Source organism: Streptomyces sp. H27-H1 (assembly GCF_026627445.1).
GTDB lineage: Bacteria > Actinomycetota > Actinomycetes > Streptomycetales > Streptomycetaceae > Streptomyces.
In genome coordinates, this window is record NZ_JAPNLJ010000036.1 from 18372 (window position 1) to 33120 (window position 14749).

General features: G+C 70.9%; 15 protein-coding genes. 6 read left to right on the forward strand and 9 right to left on the reverse strand.

Going from position 1 to position 14749, the window contains the following annotated elements:
* Positions 1–6 precede the first annotated feature (6 nt).
* Genes nuoL through nuoN form a run of 3 tightly spaced genes read left to right on the forward strand, consistent with a single transcriptional unit; the run spans position 7 to position 5178 of the window.
* Positions 7–1902, forward strand: a complete 1896-nt coding sequence (gene nuoL / locus OTB20_RS30475; RefSeq protein WP_267822404.1) for an NADH-quinone oxidoreductase subunit L — start codon at positions 7–9, stop codon at positions 1900–1902.
* Position 1903: 1 nt separating this feature from the next.
* Positions 1904–3523: an NADH-quinone oxidoreductase subunit M gene (locus tag OTB20_RS30480; protein WP_267822406.1), complete on the forward strand. Its 1620-nt coding sequence runs from the start codon at positions 1904–1906 to the stop codon at positions 3521–3523.
* A gap of 35 nt (positions 3524–3558) precedes the next feature.
* Positions 3559–5178 carry an NADH-quinone oxidoreductase subunit NuoN gene (nuoN, locus tag OTB20_RS30485; protein ID WP_267822505.1) on the forward strand — a complete coding sequence of 540 codons (1620 nt, stop codon included), beginning with the start codon at positions 3559–3561 and terminating at the stop codon, positions 5176–5178.
* A gap of 70 nt (positions 5179–5248) precedes the next feature.
* On the opposite strand, the gene OTB20_RS30490 is transcribed toward nuoN, so the two are convergent.
* From OTB20_RS30490 to fahA, 4 genes are all read right to left on the reverse strand, one after another.
* Positions 5249–5848 carry a Uma2 family endonuclease gene (locus OTB20_RS30490; RefSeq protein ID WP_267822409.1) on the reverse strand — a complete coding sequence of 200 codons (600 nt, stop codon included), beginning with the start codon at positions 5846–5848 and terminating at the stop codon, positions 5249–5251.
* Between the two features lie 94 nt (positions 5849–5942).
* Positions 5943–6542, reverse strand: coding sequence for a hypothetical protein (locus tag OTB20_RS30495; protein ID WP_267822411.1), 600 nt, complete (start codon positions 6540–6542; stop codon positions 5943–5945).
* Positions 6543–6651: 109 nt separating this feature from the next.
* The gene (locus OTB20_RS30500) at positions 6652–7158 is read right to left on the reverse strand and encodes a hypothetical protein (protein ID WP_267822413.1); all 507 of its coding nucleotides are present in this window, start codon (positions 7156–7158) and stop codon (positions 6652–6654) included.
* Positions 7159–7432: 274 nt separating this feature from the next.
* Complete coding sequence (gene fahA, locus OTB20_RS30505) at positions 7433–8656, reverse strand: fumarylacetoacetase (RefSeq protein ID WP_267822415.1); 1224 nt, start codon at positions 8654–8656, stop codon at positions 7433–7435.
* Between the two features lie 141 nt (positions 8657–8797).
* Between fahA and OTB20_RS30510 the strand changes: the two genes are divergently transcribed.
* Positions 8798–9604: an HAD family hydrolase gene (locus tag OTB20_RS30510; protein ID WP_267822417.1), complete on the forward strand. Its 807-nt coding sequence runs from the start codon at positions 8798–8800 to the stop codon at positions 9602–9604.
* 503 nt (positions 9605–10107) lie between these two features.
* On the opposite strand, the gene OTB20_RS30515 is transcribed toward OTB20_RS30510, so the two are convergent.
* The 4 genes from OTB20_RS30515 to OTB20_RS30530 all read right to left on the reverse strand — a co-directional run bounded on the left by OTB20_RS30515 (position 10108) and on the right by OTB20_RS30530 (position 11465).
* Complete coding sequence (locus OTB20_RS30515; protein ID WP_267822419.1) at positions 10108–10470, reverse strand: Imm51 family immunity protein; 363 nt, start codon at positions 10468–10470, stop codon at positions 10108–10110.
* Positions 10471–10621: 151 nt separating this feature from the next.
* Positions 10622–10954, reverse strand: coding sequence for a hypothetical protein (locus OTB20_RS30520; RefSeq protein ID WP_267822421.1), 333 nt, complete (start codon positions 10952–10954; stop codon positions 10622–10624).
* A complete protein-coding gene (locus tag OTB20_RS30525) occupies positions 10951–11238 on the reverse strand; it encodes a hypothetical protein (RefSeq protein WP_267822424.1) in 288 nt (95 codons plus the stop codon). The genes OTB20_RS30520 and OTB20_RS30525 overlap by 4 nt, the downstream gene beginning before the upstream one ends.
* The gene (locus tag OTB20_RS30530; protein WP_267822426.1) at positions 11235–11465 is read right to left on the reverse strand and encodes a hypothetical protein; all 231 of its coding nucleotides are present in this window, start codon (positions 11463–11465) and stop codon (positions 11235–11237) included. Before OTB20_RS30530 ends, OTB20_RS30525 begins: the two co-directional genes overlap by 4 nt.
* A 115-nt stretch (positions 11466–11580) precedes the next feature.
* Here OTB20_RS30530 and OTB20_RS30535 point away from each other — a divergent pair, with 115 nt between their 5' ends.
* Both OTB20_RS30535 and OTB20_RS30540 read left to right on the forward strand, forming a co-directional pair.
* On the forward strand, positions 11581–12417 hold the full coding sequence (locus OTB20_RS30535) for a helix-turn-helix domain-containing protein (RefSeq protein ID WP_267822428.1): 837 nt from the start codon (positions 11581–11583) through the stop codon (positions 12415–12417).
* Positions 12414–12608 (forward strand): DUF397 domain-containing protein, encoded by a 195-nt coding sequence (locus tag OTB20_RS30540; RefSeq protein ID WP_267822430.1) that lies wholly within the window; start codon positions 12414–12416, stop codon positions 12606–12608. Before OTB20_RS30535 ends, OTB20_RS30540 begins: the two co-directional genes overlap by 4 nt.
* Before the next feature lie 49 nt (positions 12609–12657).
* Here the strand turns inward: OTB20_RS30540 and OTB20_RS30545 are convergent, their stop codons facing one another.
* Positions 12658–14664 (reverse strand): CocE/NonD family hydrolase, encoded by a 2007-nt coding sequence (locus tag OTB20_RS30545; protein WP_267822432.1) that lies wholly within the window; start codon positions 14662–14664, stop codon positions 12658–12660.
* Positions 14665–14749: the final 85 nt, after the last annotated feature.

The following is a 14749-nucleotide window of genomic DNA, read 5'->3' on the forward strand; positions in this document are numbered from 1 at the left end:
GTCGCTGTGGAGAACATGATCGCGCTGCTGGTAGCAGCGCCCCTGCTCGGAGCGGTGGTGCTGCTCTGCGGCGGCCGCCGCCTGGACAAGGCCGGCCACTGGATCGGCACCCTGCTCGCCGCCGCCTCCTTCGGCATCGGCCTACTGCTCTTCGCCTACATGCTTGCGCAAGCGGCCGACCAGAGGGCCCTCCACCAGCGGCTGTTCAGCTGGATTCCGGTCGAGGGCTTCCAGGCCGACGTCGGCTTCCAGCTCGACCAGCTGTCGATGACCTTCGTCCTGCTGATCTCCGGGGTGGGCACGCTCATCCACGTGTACTCCATCGGGTACATGGAGCACGACGAGCGCCGCCGCCGCTTCTTCGGCTACCTCAACCTCTTCGTCGCCGCGATGCTCCTCCTGGTCATCGCCGACAACTATCTCCTGCTGTACGTCGGCTGGGAGGGCGTGGGCCTCGCCTCGTACCTCCTCATCGGCTTCTGGCAGCACAAGCCCAGCGCGGCCACCGCCGCGAAGAAGGCCTTCCTGGTCAACCGGGTCGGCGACATGGGTCTTTCGATCGCCATCATGCTGATGTTCACCACCTTCGGCACCTTCGCCTTCGGCCCGGTGCTCGGCTCGGTCTCCGAGGCCGGCGAGGGCAAGCTGACGGCGATCGCCCTGATGCTGCTGCTCGCCGCGTGCGGCAAGTCGGCCCAGGTGCCGCTGCAGTCCTGGCTCGGCGACGCGATGGAGGGCCCGACCCCGGTCTCGGCCCTCATCCACGCGGCGACCATGGTCACCGCCGGCGTGTACCTGATCGTCCGCTCGGGCGCCATCTTCAACGGGGCCCCGGACGCGCAGACCGCGGTCGTCGTGGTCGGCGCCGTCACGCTCCTCTTCGGTGCGATCGTCGGTTGCGCCAAGGACGACATCAAGAAGGCCCTGGCCGGCTCGACGATGTCGCAGATCGGCTACATGATCCTGGCGGCCGGCCTCGGCCCCATCGGATACGTCTTCGCGATCATGCACCTGGTCACGCACGGGTTCTTCAAGGCGGGTCTCTTCCTCGGCGCCGGTTCCGTCATGCACGGGATGGACGACGAGGTGGACATGCGCAAGTACGGCGGCCTGCGCAAGTACATGCCGGTCACCTTCGTGACCTTCGGCCTCGGCTACCTCGCCATCATCGGCTTCCCGGGCCTGTCGGGCTTCTTCTCCAAGGACAAGATCATCGAGGCGGCCTTCGCGAAGGGCGGCACCGAGGGCTGGATCCTGGGTGCGGTCACCCTGCTGGGCGCCGGCATCACCGCGTACTACATGACCCGCGTGATGCTGATGACCTTCTTCGGCGAGAAGCGCTGGCAGCCCGACGCGGAAGGCAACGAGCCGCACCCGCACGAGTCCCCGAAGAGCATGACCATCCCGATGATCGTGCTCGCCTTCGGATCCGTCTTCGCCGGTTTCCTCTTCAGCTTCAACGAGACCTTCGTGAAGTGGCTGGAGCCGGTCACCAGCTTCGAGCACGGCCACTCCCCGCTGAGCGCCGGTGTGATCACCTCCGCCACGGTCGTGGTCCTGCTCGTCGGTGTGGGCCTCGCGTACCTGCAGTACGGCAGGAAGCCCGTACCGGTCACGGCCCCGCGCGGCTCGCTCCTCACCCGGGCAGCCCGCAAGGACCTGTACCAGGACGACTTCAACCACGTGGTCCTGGTCCGCGGCGGGGAGCACCTGACCCGCTCCCTCGTCTACGTCGACCACAGCCTGGTCGACGGCGTGGTCAACGGAACGGCCGCCGGAGTCGGCGGCCTGTCGGGCCGGCTGCGCAAGCTGCAGAACGGCTACGCCCGCAGCTACGCGGTCTCGATGTTCGGGGGCACGGCGATCCTGGTCGCCGCGACCCTGCTGATGAGGGCGGTGTGAGATGAGTTTCCCGCTTCTGACGGTGACGGCCGCGGTCCCCGCGGTCGGCGCGATCCTGACGGCGGCTGTCCCGGCCGCCCGCCGGACCGCCGCCAAATGGCTCGCCCTGTTCTTCTCGCTGGCGACCCTGGCCCTGGCCGTGCTCGTCGCGGTCCGCTTCGAGCCCGGTGGCGACCGCTACCAGCTCACCGAATCCCACGCCTGGATCCCCGACTTCGGGGTCCGCTACGAGCTGGGCGTCGACGGCATCGGGGTGGCGCTCATCGCGCTCACCGCGGTTCTGATGCCGTTCATCATTCTGGCCGGCTGGCACGACGCCGACCCGTTGGAGACCAAGAGCCAGCGCTGGCGCCCGACCCAGGGCTTCTTCGCCCTGATCCTGCTGGTCGAGGCGATGGTGGTGATCTCCTTCGAGGCCACCGACGTCTTCCTCTTCTACATCTTCTTCGAAGCCATGCTCATCCCGATGTACTTCCTCATCGGCGGCTTCGGGGACCGGGCGACTTCCTCTCGATCAGCCGCTGCCGCGGCGGGCGGGTCCGACGAGAACGCGGCCGCGCAGCGCTCGTACGCGGCGGTCAAGTTCCTCCTCTACAACCTGGTCGGCGGCCTGATCATGCTGGCCGCCGTCATCGGGCTGTACGTGGTCGCCGGGAACTTCTCGCTCCAGGAGATCGCCGCCGCCCGCGCAGCGGGCACGCTCGACATGGCGACCAACACCGAGCGGATGCTGTTCCTCGGCTTCTTCTTCGCCTTCGCGGTGAAGGCCCCGCTGTGGCCGCTGCACACCTGGCTGCCGAACGCGATGGGCGAGGCCACGGCCCCGGTCGCCGTCCTGATCACCGCCGTCGTCGACAAGGTCGGCACCTTCGCGATGCTCCGCTTCTGCCTCGGGCTCTTCCCCGAGGCGAGCAAGTGGGCCACGCCGGTGATCCTGGTCCTGGCCCTGATCAGCATCGTCTACGGCGCGCTGGTCGCGGTCGGACAGCGGGACATCAAGCGGCTGGTCGCCTACGCCTCGATCTCGCACTTCGGCTTCATCGTCCTCGGCATCTTCGCGATGACCTCCCAGGGCCAGTCGGGCGCGACGCTTTACATGGTCAACCACGGGCTCTCGACGGCGGCGCTCATGCTGGTCGCCGGCTTCCTGATCTCGCGGCGCGGCTCCCGGCTCATCGCCGACTACGGCGGCGTGCAGAAGGTGGCCCCGGTCCTGGCCGGCACCTTCCTGATCGGCGGCCTCGCCACCCTCTCGCTGCCGGGTCTCGCCCCGTTCGTCAGCGAGTTCCTGGTCCTGGTCGGCACGTTCGCCCGGTACCCGGTCGTCGGCATCATCGCCACTGTCGGCATCGTGCTGGCGGCGCTCTACACGCTGGTCCTCTACCAGCGCACCATGACCGGCCCGGTCAAGGAGGAGGTCCGCACCATGCCGGACCTGCGCCTGCGGGAGGTCCTGGTGGTCGCCCCGCTGATCGCGCTGCTGATCGGACTGGGCGTCTATCCCAAGGTCCTCACCGACATCGTCAACCCGGCGGTGAAGCACACCATGTCGGACGTGAAGCAGACGGACCCGAAGCCAGAGGTGGCTGTCGAGGCCAAGAATGGGGAGGCGGCGAAGTGAGCACCGTGACTGCTGCCCAGAGCCTGCTGCCGACACTGGCGGCCGCGGCGCCGATCGACAAGATCCCGGCCCCGCACATCGAATACGCCCAGCTCTCGCCCACGCTCATCGTGCTGGGCGCGGCGGTCGTCGGAGTCCTCGTCGAGGCCTTCGTACCGCGCAAGGCCCGTTACTACACGCAGGTGTTCCTCGCCGTCGCCGCGCTGGCCGCGGCCTTCGCGGCGGTCGTCGCACTCGCCGCCGGCGGGTACGGCAGCTCCAAGGCGCACATCGCGGCCATGGGCGCCGTGGCCGTCGACGGCCCGGCGCTCTTCCTGCAGGGCACCATCCTGCTGGCTTCGGTCGTGGCGATCTTCACCTTCGCCGAGCGGCGCCTGGACCCGGCCGCCCACGGCAACCGGGTGGACTCCTTCGCCGCGCAGGCGGCGTCCGTACCGGGCAGCGAGAGCGAGAAGGAAGCCGTCAAGGCGGGCTTCACCACCACCGAGGTCTTCCCGCTCGCACTGTTCGCGGTCTCCGGGATGCTGATCTTCCCCGCGGCCAACGACCTGCTGACGCTGTTCGTGGCCCTGGAGGTCTTCTCCCTCCCGCTGTACCTGCTCTGCGCCGTCGCCCGCCGCCAGCGGCTGATGTCGCAGGAGGCGGCCGTCAAGTACTTCCTGCTCGGCGCCTTCTCCTCCGCCTTCCTCCTCTTCGGCATCGCGCTCGTCTACGGGTACGCGGGCTCGGTCTCCTACGCGGCGATCGCCGAGGTCATCGACGGCACCGTGGCGAACATCGACCCGGCGCTCGCCGACACCATGGGCAACGACGCGCTGCTCCTGATCGGCGGCGCGCTGATCCTGATGGGCCTGCTCTTCAAGGTCGGCGCGGTCCCCTTCCACATGTGGACCCCGGACGTCTACCAGGGCGCCCCCACCCCCGTCACCGGCTTCATGGCCGCGGCGACGAAGGTGGCCGCCTTCGGAGCCCTGCTGAGGCTGCTGTACGTGGTCCTCCCCGGCCTGCGGTGGGACTGGCGGCCGGTCATGTGGGGCGTCGCCATCATCACGATGCTCGCCGGCGCGGTCATCGCCGTGACCCAGACCGACGTCAAGCGGCTCCTCGCCTACTCCTCGATCGCGCACGCCGGCTTCATCCTGGCCGGTGTCATCGCCACCTCGGAAGAGGGCGTCAAGTCCGTCCTCTTCTACCTGGCCGCGTACTCCTTCGTGACGATCGGCGCCTTCGCGGTGGTCACGCTGGTGCGCGACGCGGGCGGCGAGGCGACGCACCTGTCCAAGTGGGCCGGTCTGGGACGCCGTTCGCCGCTGACGGCGGCGGTCTTCGCGGTCTTCCTGCTCGCCTTCGCGGGCATCCCGCTGACCTCCGGCTTCTCCGGCAAGTTCGCCGTGTTCCAGGCGGCGGCGGAGGGCGGCGCGGGAGTGCTGGTCGTGGTCGGTGTCATCTCGTCCGCGATCGCCGCGTTCTTCTACATCCGGGTGATCGTCCTGATGTTCTTCAGCGAGCCGAAGGCGGACGGCCCCACGGTCGCCGTCCCGTCCCCGCTGACGATGACGACCATCGCGGTGGGCGTCGCGGTCACGGTGGTACTGGGCGTGGCCCCGCAGTACTTCCTGGACCTGGCGGGGAGTGCGAGCACGTTCGTGCGCTGACGGACCCGCTGCCCGTACGCACCTGGGCCTGGCTCCCCTTCGGGGGGCCGGGCCCTTGCCGTGTGCGGGACTACTCGGGGCGCTGCCGCTTCGACATGATCTGGGTGAGGTCCAGGTCGATGGGGAAGGGTACGGAGACCTTCAGGCGGTCGTGGAAGATGCCGGTGCTCGTGTAGGAGCCGGTGGCCGGCTCGCGCTCGAACACGTAGACAACGGCTCGGCCGTCCTTGTTCTCGACGCGCCAGTAGTGGGGGATTCCGGCCCGGGCGTATTTCACCGGCTTGGCCTCGCGGTCCCGGTCGATCGACTCGGGGGAGACGACCTCGATGGCCAGCAGGACCGACCCGGCAGGCAGGCGGGTCTGGTTGGCGTCCTCGATGACGTCCTCGTTGATCACGATCACATCAGGTTCGGGGCGGTTGCGCCGGTCGATGTCGATGGTGAACTCGCGGATGACCTCCAGACCCGGAAGGGCCAGTGACCGAAGCTGCGAGTTGAAGAAATCGACTGCCCGAGAGTGGAAGAGGGTCTGCGGACTCACGAAAACGAGGCTCCCGTCGATCAGCTCCGTGTGCGGAGGCAGATGCGGAAGCGTGTCCAGGTCGTCGGCAGTCCAGCCGCCCGGCGGCGGGATCGGCCAGCTGTATTCCGGGTTCATCAGTGCTCCCATGAGCCGGAGTCTCGCGAATCCGTCCAGCGTATCGCCGGGGATCGTTCCAGGACCGTTCGTACGTGTGAACGGGAGCGCCGCGTTGACCCGGGGGTCAGTGCGGGTGGGCCGGAGCGGGGGAGGCGCCGGGGGTCTTCGGGCAGGTCAGGGCGGGGTTCCAGTTGTGGAAGCGGCCGGCCGGGTTCTCCTCGTACGCCCACAGGTGGAGGTCGTAGTGCTTGGGCATGCCCGTCCAGTGGCCCGGCATCGGCCCGTCGAACGGCAGCCCGAACATGCTCGGCCGGTCGTCGGTGGTCTTGAAGTCCTGGTCGCGGTCGGCGGACATCCACTCCACGGTCTGGAGCTTGCGGCGGCCGTCCCGGTCCTTCGTGGAGCTGTAGAGCAGCGCGGCCGGCTTGCTCGGGTCCGTCGAACCCCAGTTGGCTTCCTTGACGTAGTGGTAGCCCATGGTGCCGACCCCGAACGGGTTCGTCATGCACTCCTGTCCGTGCGGGACGTACCCGTCCTTGATGGCCTCTCGCTCGTCCACGTACTTCGCCGTCACCCGGATCGCCGTGGCCATGTCCCGCATGGCCTGCCGGTTGCGCGGATCGGGCGCGGGCCCGTCGACCCCGTGGGCCGGGGCGACGGCGGCCAGGCCGAGGGACAGGGCGGCAGCACAGGTGAGGAAGGCCTTGCGGGGACGGAGGGACATCGGTGCTCCTGCCGTTCGGGGGCGGTGCTCGGGCTTTGGTCCACCATCCCGGGGCCGTGGCGGGGCCGCATGCGGCGGGCCACCGAACGGGGGGTCCGGCGAGCGATGTTCAGGCCGGACGGGTGGTTCCGGGGCGGCAGCGGACGTCCGGGTTGTAGAGGGCGAAGCGGCCGCCCGGGTTCTTCTTCCAGAGCCAGGCGCGGAGGGTGTAGTGCACGGGCTGACCTGGGAACTTCCCCGCGATGGGGCCGCTGAACCCGGCCCCGAAGAGGTTCGCCGGGCGGATCGGTCCGGTGGAGGTCCATTCGAGGGCGACGAGCCTGCGGCTGCCCCGGGCGTCGTCCTCGTAGATCAGGGCGGTGGGCTTCGCGGGGTCCCGGGAATCGTCGTGGGCGTGATTGAAGTGGGGGTAACCGAGGCCGCCCACCCCGGGCTTGCCGGGGACGCAGTACGCGTCGGGGAGGTAGCCGGCGGTGGTGGCGGGGCGGGGGTACCGGTACGGGGCGGTCGCGCGGTACGCGGTGGCGAGGGCGAAGGAATCGGCCGGCGCGGAGGCCTGCGGCGCGAGGAGTGCGGTGACCAGGGCCAGGGCCGGCCCGGCGGCGATGGGCGTCATCCCCGCAGGGTGGGCCCCGCGGCCGCCCCATGCCAGACGGGTGACCCTTCCGAGTGTCCCCCGCCCCGTTCGCCGGCGCGGCACCGCTGCCGGGGACCAGCCCCCGGACTCCGCGCCTCGAACGGGGCCCGGATCCGGAGTCCGGGTCGGCCGGGATGGTGGGCGGCGCCACCCGCGAGTGTTCGCCTACCGCTGTGACCTGCGTGGACGGCGGGACGGCGGGGCGGCGGAAAGATCCGCCACCCCGCCGTCGGTGTCCGTCCCGAGGTGTGGACTAGCGGGTGCCCACGATGCGGCCGGTGACCTCGCCGAGGCCCACGCGGGTGTCTCCCGCGCCGGGCGCCCACGCGGTGAGGGTGACGGTGTCCCCGTCCTCCAGGAACGTGCGCTTGCCGTCGGCGAGCTCGATGGAGTCGCGGCCGTTCCAGGTGAGTTCCAGGAGCGAGCCGCGCTGGTCGGTGGCCGGGCCGCTGACGGTGCCCGAGCCGTACACGTCGCCGGTGCGCAGCGAGGCGCCGTTGACGGTCATGTGCGCGAGCTGCTGGGCGGCGGTCCAGTACATCGACGCGAACGGCGGCGTGGCCACCTCCTGCCCGTTGATGGAGACGGTGATGCGCAGGTCGAAGCCGCCGGGGCGGTCGGCGGCGGAGTCGTCGAGGTAGGGCAGGAGCGGGAACTCGCGGGCGGGCGGAGCGACCCGGGCCGCGTCGAGGGCCTCCAGCGGGGTGACCCAGGCGGAGACGGAGGTGGCGAAGGACTTGCCGAGGAAGGGGCCCAGCGGCACGTACTCCCACGCCTGGATGTCGCGCGCCGACCAGTCGTTGAGCAGGAACAGTCCGAAGACGTGCTCCTCGAAGTCGGCGAGGGCCACCGGGGAGCCCATCTCGGAGGGGGCGCCCACGACGAAGCCGACCTCGGCCTCAATGTCGAGCTTGACGGACGGGCCGAAGACGGGCGCCGGGTCGGTGGGCGCCTTGCGCTGGCCGGAGGGCCGGACGACATCGGTACCGGACACCACGATGGTCCCGGACCGGCCGTGGTAACCGATCGGCAGGTGCTTCCAGTTGGGGGTCAGCGCGTCCCCGTCCGGCCGGAAGATCTTGCCCACGTTCGTGGCGTGGTGCTCGCTGGCGTAGAAGTCGACGTAGTCGGCGACCTCGTACGGGAGGTGGAGCGCGACCTCCTCCAGCGGCAGCAGGTGCGGTTCCAGGGTGGGCCGGTGGCCCGGGTCGGTGACCCAGGCGGTCAGCGCGCGGCGTACGTCGTGCCAGGCGGTGCGGCCCGCCGCGAGCAGCGGATTGAGCGACGGCTGCCCGAGCAGTCCGGCGTACGGGGAGCCCAGCGCGGCCGCGGCCGCTCCGGCGTCGAGCACGTACCCGCCGATCCGGACACCGATGCGGCGCCGCGCCTCACCGGCGGTGGAGAACACGCCGTAGGGGAGGTTGTGCGGTCCGAACGGGTCGCCCTCGGGGACATCGAGGGGGCTCTGCTGGGGCATGGGGTGCTGCCTCGCTTTCGACGCTGCCCGGGGGTGTCCCGGGGGCTGGTTGACACGTTACGGGGCTGGTGGGGCGTGTGGGAGGCCGGTTTCGGGCACTATTTGTAGGACTTGTCCCAGCGGGTCCGTATCCTTGAACGCGTGACTTCCGCCCTCCCCTATGCACTCGTGGCCACCGACCTGGACGGGACTCTGCTGCGTGCCGGAGACACCGTCTCGGCCCGCTCCCACACGGCGCTCCGGGCCGCCCGCGCGGCCGGCGCCCGGCACATCATCGTGACAGGCCGCCCCGTTCCACAGGTCCGCCACGTCCTGGACGGCCTCGGATACACGGGGCTCGCCGTGTGCGGGCAGGGAGCGCAGGTCTACGACGCGGCGGCCGGGCTGCTGCTGCACTCCGTGGCCATGGACCGGGAGCTGGCCGAAGTCGCCCTCGGGAAGATCGAGGCGGAGATCGGAGAGGTCTACGCGGCGGTCAACCAGGAGGGCGTCGACGCGGAGATGCTGATAGGTCCGGGCTACCGGATGTGGCACCCGCACCTGCCGACCGTCCAGGTGTCCCGCCGGTCCGACCTCTGGTCCTCCCCGATCAACAAGGTGCTCCTCCAGCACCCCCGACTGTCGGACGACGAGCTGACGGAGGTCGCCCGGGGCGTGGTCGGGGACCTGGTCAACGTCACCATGGCGGGGGAGCACACGGTCGAACTCCAGCCACCGGGCATCGACAAGGCGAGCGGTCTGGCGGTGGCGGCGGAGCTTTTGGACATCACCGGGTCGTCCACGATCGCCTTCGGCGACATGCCGAACGACATCCCGATGTTCGCCTGGGCGGCACACGGCGTGGCGATGGCCAACGCCCACCGCGAACTGGTCGCCGTGGCGGACGAGGTCACCCTCTCGAACGAGGAGGACGGCATCGCGGTCGTCCTGGAACGCCTCTTCGGCTGACGTCCGGGCGGTGGTCCGGTGCGGCGCCGTTGCCGGGGACCCGTCCCCGGGCCCCTGCGCCTCAAACGCCGGCGGGGCTGGGTTTTGGTCGGCGTCTGCCTGTATGTGGCGGGTCGTGGGGTGGTGTTGGCTGCGGGTGGGCCGGTGCCGGGGGCGGGGTGGGGTGTCGGCCTGGACTGCATGATTTAGGCGCCCTGCGCTCTGCTTCGACAGGCGCGGGGCGTTCGTGCGCCACAAATCACGCTTCACGTCCCGGCCGACACCCCACCCCGCCCCCGTCCCCGACCCGGGCCGGCTCCAGCCCGCGCGGCCAGATGGCATTGCATCACGCCCCCGCCCGAGCGACCCCAATGACGATCAACGAAACGTCAAAAGCCGAGGTGGACAAGCGGAAGAGCTGGGCGGACCAGCGGCCAACCCACGCCCGCATCCGCAGCCCGGCCCCGACACGGCCTGCGCAACCCCGAAACGATCAAGTCGAAATCAAGACGATGGATCCGGGTTCAGTCCCAGTCTCCGGGGTCGGTGGCCTCGATCAGCGCGGCCAGCTTCGCGCGGTCGTGGAAGGCGCTGCTGAGAATCAGCCCGAGCTCCCGCAGAGCCGCCTCGTCCTTGCCGTAGACGCACATCATCCCGGCCTCGGGATCGAAGCCGCCGATCCGGTCGGCGAGTTCCGGCGCGTGGATGCGCACCGCAGTGTGCGCGACCGCGTCCCAGCTGTAGCCGCTGACCTCCTGGCCGACGGCTTCGAAGAGATCGGCCGCCTCGGCAAAGTGGTGGTCGCCGAGGACCAGGCTGAAGTTGCCGGGCGTTGTGTCGAACAGTCTCAGCGGGGTGAGGTCCGTGTGATCGATTGCTTCAGTCATGCGGGCATCGTGGCATGACCCGCTGACAGTCCGGCCTGCTCCCCGGGGTGGAACGCAAGCCACCTCTGTTCCGTGCCTGCGGTCGAAGCGTTCGGAGCAGTGGGCACGCTCAGGGCGCCGGTGCGGCGGACCGCCAGGCGGAAAAATGCCCTCAGGGAGCGGGGTCCCTGACCTGCCAGGTGTGGCCGCCGGGGTGGGACAGGTACTGGCCGCACCCCTCGCCGCCGCCGTCCGCCGGGCAGTCCTGGAGTACGAGGACCGCGTCCGCGCCGATCCCGCCCCAGCGGGCCCACAGGGCCGCCCCCGGCGGGCCCTCGCGCAGTACGTCGCCATGGGGCCCGGCGTGCCGTCCGAGCGTGCACCGCAGCTCCGGCCCGGCCCCGAGCACCTCCCGGAGCGCTCCCGCCGGCAGCCGCGCCAGCGCGTCCAAGTGTGAGGCGGACAGTGAGCCGGTGGCGCCGCACGCGGGGGCGCCACCGCTCACGTGACCCCGCCCCGGGCCGCGACGAAGGCCAGGCAGCAGGTCCAGGCGGCCGCCCCGAGGGTCACGGCCACGGCGCCCCGCCGGCCGCCGTCCGTAGCCTCGTCCGCCGTACAGGCCTCCAACAGGCCCCGCAACCGTAGGGCCGCGTCCGCGGCGGCCCGGGCGAAAGCCTCCCGCTCGGCGGCCCGCCGTACCAGCGCCGCGTCCAGCAGAGCGCGGTACCGCTCCCGGTAGTCCGGGTCCGACTCGATGCGCCGCAGCTCCGCGTGCGGGCCGTCCCTCACAGCAGCCCCTCCGCGCTGCGGGCATTGCGCCGGGCGATCTCCGCACGGAGCCGCTCCATGGGGTCGGCGGGCCGCACGTCACGAGGCTCCGCCTCCCACTCCGGCCCACCGCGTACGGGCCGCAGGGCCCAGTACGGTCCGGCGAGGCCCCGGAACTCCCCGACCTGGTCATCGCGCCCGGTATCCACCACGAGGGTTCCGGGGACTGGGGGCGGGGGAATGGGCATTCCACACATGGTCGTTCCTCTCCGTAGTGGTTTCACTACTCGGCGGGTTCAGCGTGGCGCGGCCGTGGGGACAGTTCAACTTGCCAGTACTGAACGGAAAGTTGGTCACGAGGCGTTGAATCGCAAGGAGTTGAACCCCGGGGCAGGTCCCGAAGCGGCGTTCGGGTCGCGTCTGCGCAGCTCGCGGGAGGAGCGTGGCTGGACGCAGGCAGGTCTAGGCGAGCGGATGGGCTTCTCCAGTACGCACGTCTCGGCGGTGGAAACCGGACGCAAGATTTCGACTCTGCGCTTTTCGCGCAGTGCCGACGCCGTCTTCGGCATCGCGGGAACCGAGGACACGTTCGAACGGCAGTGGCGCGAGATCCGGCACGGTGTCCTCCTGGAGGGCTTCCCGGAGTTCCTCGGGTACGAGAGCCGGGCCGTGGAGATCCGGCTGTACGAGGTGGGCGTCATACCCGGTCTGCTCCAGACGCCGGAGTACGCGACGGTCCTCGCCGAGAGCGCGGTCAAACGGGGTGCCATCACCCCGGATCAGGCGGCCGAGCGCATCGCGATCGTCGCGGACCGGCAGGCGGTGCTGCTGCGCACGCCTCCGCCGCTGATCCTCGCGGTGCTCGACGAGAGCTGCATCCGCCGCCCGCTGGGCGGGCCCGACGTCATGAGGCAACAGTTCACGCGGCTGCTCGAATTCGCCGAGCTGCCGAACACTGTGGTCCAGGTGGCCCCGTTCGACATGGGGGAGCGGCGGCCGTTCAACCTGCCCGTCACCGTGCTGACGCTGCCGGACCGCGCGATCCTCTCCTACGCGGAATCCGCCCAACGGGGCCATCTGGAGCGGGAGAACAACGCCGTGGTGCCCATGCTGACGGCCTACCATCAGCTCCAGGCCGAGGCATGCACCCAGGCGGCATCCGTGGCCATGATCGATCAGCTACGAAAGGGCACCTCGTGACGACCGAATCTCCCCGCTGGTTCACCTCCTCGTACAGCGACAACGGCGGTCAGTGCGTCGAGGTCGCCACCAACCTCGCCGCCGCACGCGGTGTCGTGCCCGTCCGGGACTCCAAGCGGGCCGACAGCCCGGTGATCGGCTTCGCCGCAGCCGCGTTCGCGGCGTTCGTGGACGGCGTCAAGGCCGTCTGACCGCCCGCCAAGGCCCCGGGCGCCGTGCCCGGGGCCCGGCACGGGGTCGTCAGACCGCCGCCCGCGGCAGCCTGCGTTCCCACGTGCGGTGGAAGAGGACTTCGTCGCCCTCGCGGCAGACCACCTCGTTCGAGGTCAGGAAGCCGCCCTCGTCGCAGCTGATCTCGGAGCGGGTCACCACCGAGACGTCCCAGCCCAGCTCCGGCCGGTGCAGCCGTACCGTCCACGTCGAATGGGTGCGGGCCGACAGCGGGTCCGCCTCCTGGATCTCGTACACCTCCAGCGCGTCCTCGCTGAACTCCAGCCCGTCCGGATACACCCGCGTCCCGCCGTACCGGGGGTCGACCTCCAGTCGCCAGGTGCCGCGCGCCACGTCCCGTACGACCAGCCGTTCCGGCCTCGGCGCGTCCAGCGTGGCCGGGTGGACGACGCGCAGCGGCTCCGACTGCTCCGGGGCCTCGAAGAGGATCGGTTCGCCGTCGGACGAGGGGTCGCGGACGGGGAGTTCCACCGCGCTGCCCGCCGGGTCCAGGATCCAGCCCCGCTCCGAGCCGGCCCGCGGCCAGATCCACGGCCAGTAGGCGGACGAGAGGGCGAGGCGGATGCGGTGTCCCGGCGGGAAGGAGTGGCCGATGCCGTTCAGCTCGAAGACCACGTCCTCGTACGAGCCCACGGGCCACGGCACGGCCTTGTCCCGGCCCATGCGTGCGGACAGGTTCAGCACGCCCCGCGTGACCAGCGTCGAGGACCCGTCGGGGGCCACGTCGCACAGCCGCGCCACGACCTGCCCGTACGGGACGTCCATCCGCAGGCGCAGCCGGACCACCGGCCGGCCGAGGATCTCCACCGGCCCGGAGCCGTCGCCCACCGGGAATTCGAAGCAGGCCGACTTCGCGTCCTCCTCGCGCTGGTCCGGCGGCAGGTCGGCGTCGTTGCCGAAGGGGAAGAAGCGGCCCGCGTCCAGGCCCGTGTGCTGCGGTGAGGCCACGACCACCGGCGCGCCCTGGAAGGCGTACGTCACCGGGTCCACCCTCGGCGAGGGCCAGGACGGGTCGCCGGCCCACCGGCCCGGCAGGGTCTCGTAGGTGGTCGCGGGCGGGTGCGATTCGGAGATCCACGACCGCAGCAGCGGTTCCTCCATCACGCCGGTGTCCTTGCCCTTGAGCCAGTGGTCCCACCAGCGCAGGGTCTCCTGGAGGAAGCCGATGGCGGGCCCCGGCGGCAGCCCGCGGTCGGGGTACTGGTGGGACCACGGGCCGATCAGGCCCCGCACCCGGTCGGCGGGGAGCGCCGAGACCAGCCGCAGCACGGTGTCGCGGTACGGGTCGTGCCAGCCGCCGACGGCGAGGACGGCCGCGCCGATCGCCCCGTAGTCCTCGCACACGCTGCCGTGGCGCCAGTACGCGTCGCGGGTCTGGTGGGAGAGCCAGGTGTGGATGAGGGGTTCGACCGCGCCGAGGCGGGAGAGCCACTGGTCCCGCCAGCCCTCGCCCGCGTAGAGCGGGTCCGGGGGGCGGGAGGCGAAGGCGAGCATGGTCGCCGCCCACGCGTGCATGTCGACGGCGAGCAGCGAGCCGCCCATGTAGTGGACGTCGTTGTCGAAGCGGTCGTCCGTGGAGCAGACGGTGACGACCGCCTTGAGCGGCTCAGGGGCGAGGGCCGCGATCTGCAGGCTGTTGAAGCCGCCCCAGGAGATCCCGAACATCCCCACGGACCCCGAGCACCAGGGCTGGGCGGCCAGCCACTCCACCACCGCGACCCCGTCGGCGAGTTCCTGGGCGTCGTACTCGTCGCCCGGGTCGCCGCCGCTGCAGCCGTGGCCGCGCACGTCGACCCGTACGGAGGCGTAGCCGTGGCCGGCGTACCAGGGGTGGCGCTGCCAGTCGCGCGGGGCGGTCCAGTCGGTGAGCCGGTACGGGAGGTACTCCAGCAGGGCCGGGACGGGCTCGTCCGTCACCGGCCGCCAGATGCGGGCGTACAGCTCGGTGCTGTCCCGCATGGGGATCCGGACGTCCTCGTGGGTGGTTCCGTAGGGGAAATCGGTACGGATGATCATCGAAGCTCTCTCGCCAATCGCCTCGGGACGGTCAGTGGACAGCGGGCGTCGGTGGACAACGGACAGCGGGCGTCAGCGGACGGCA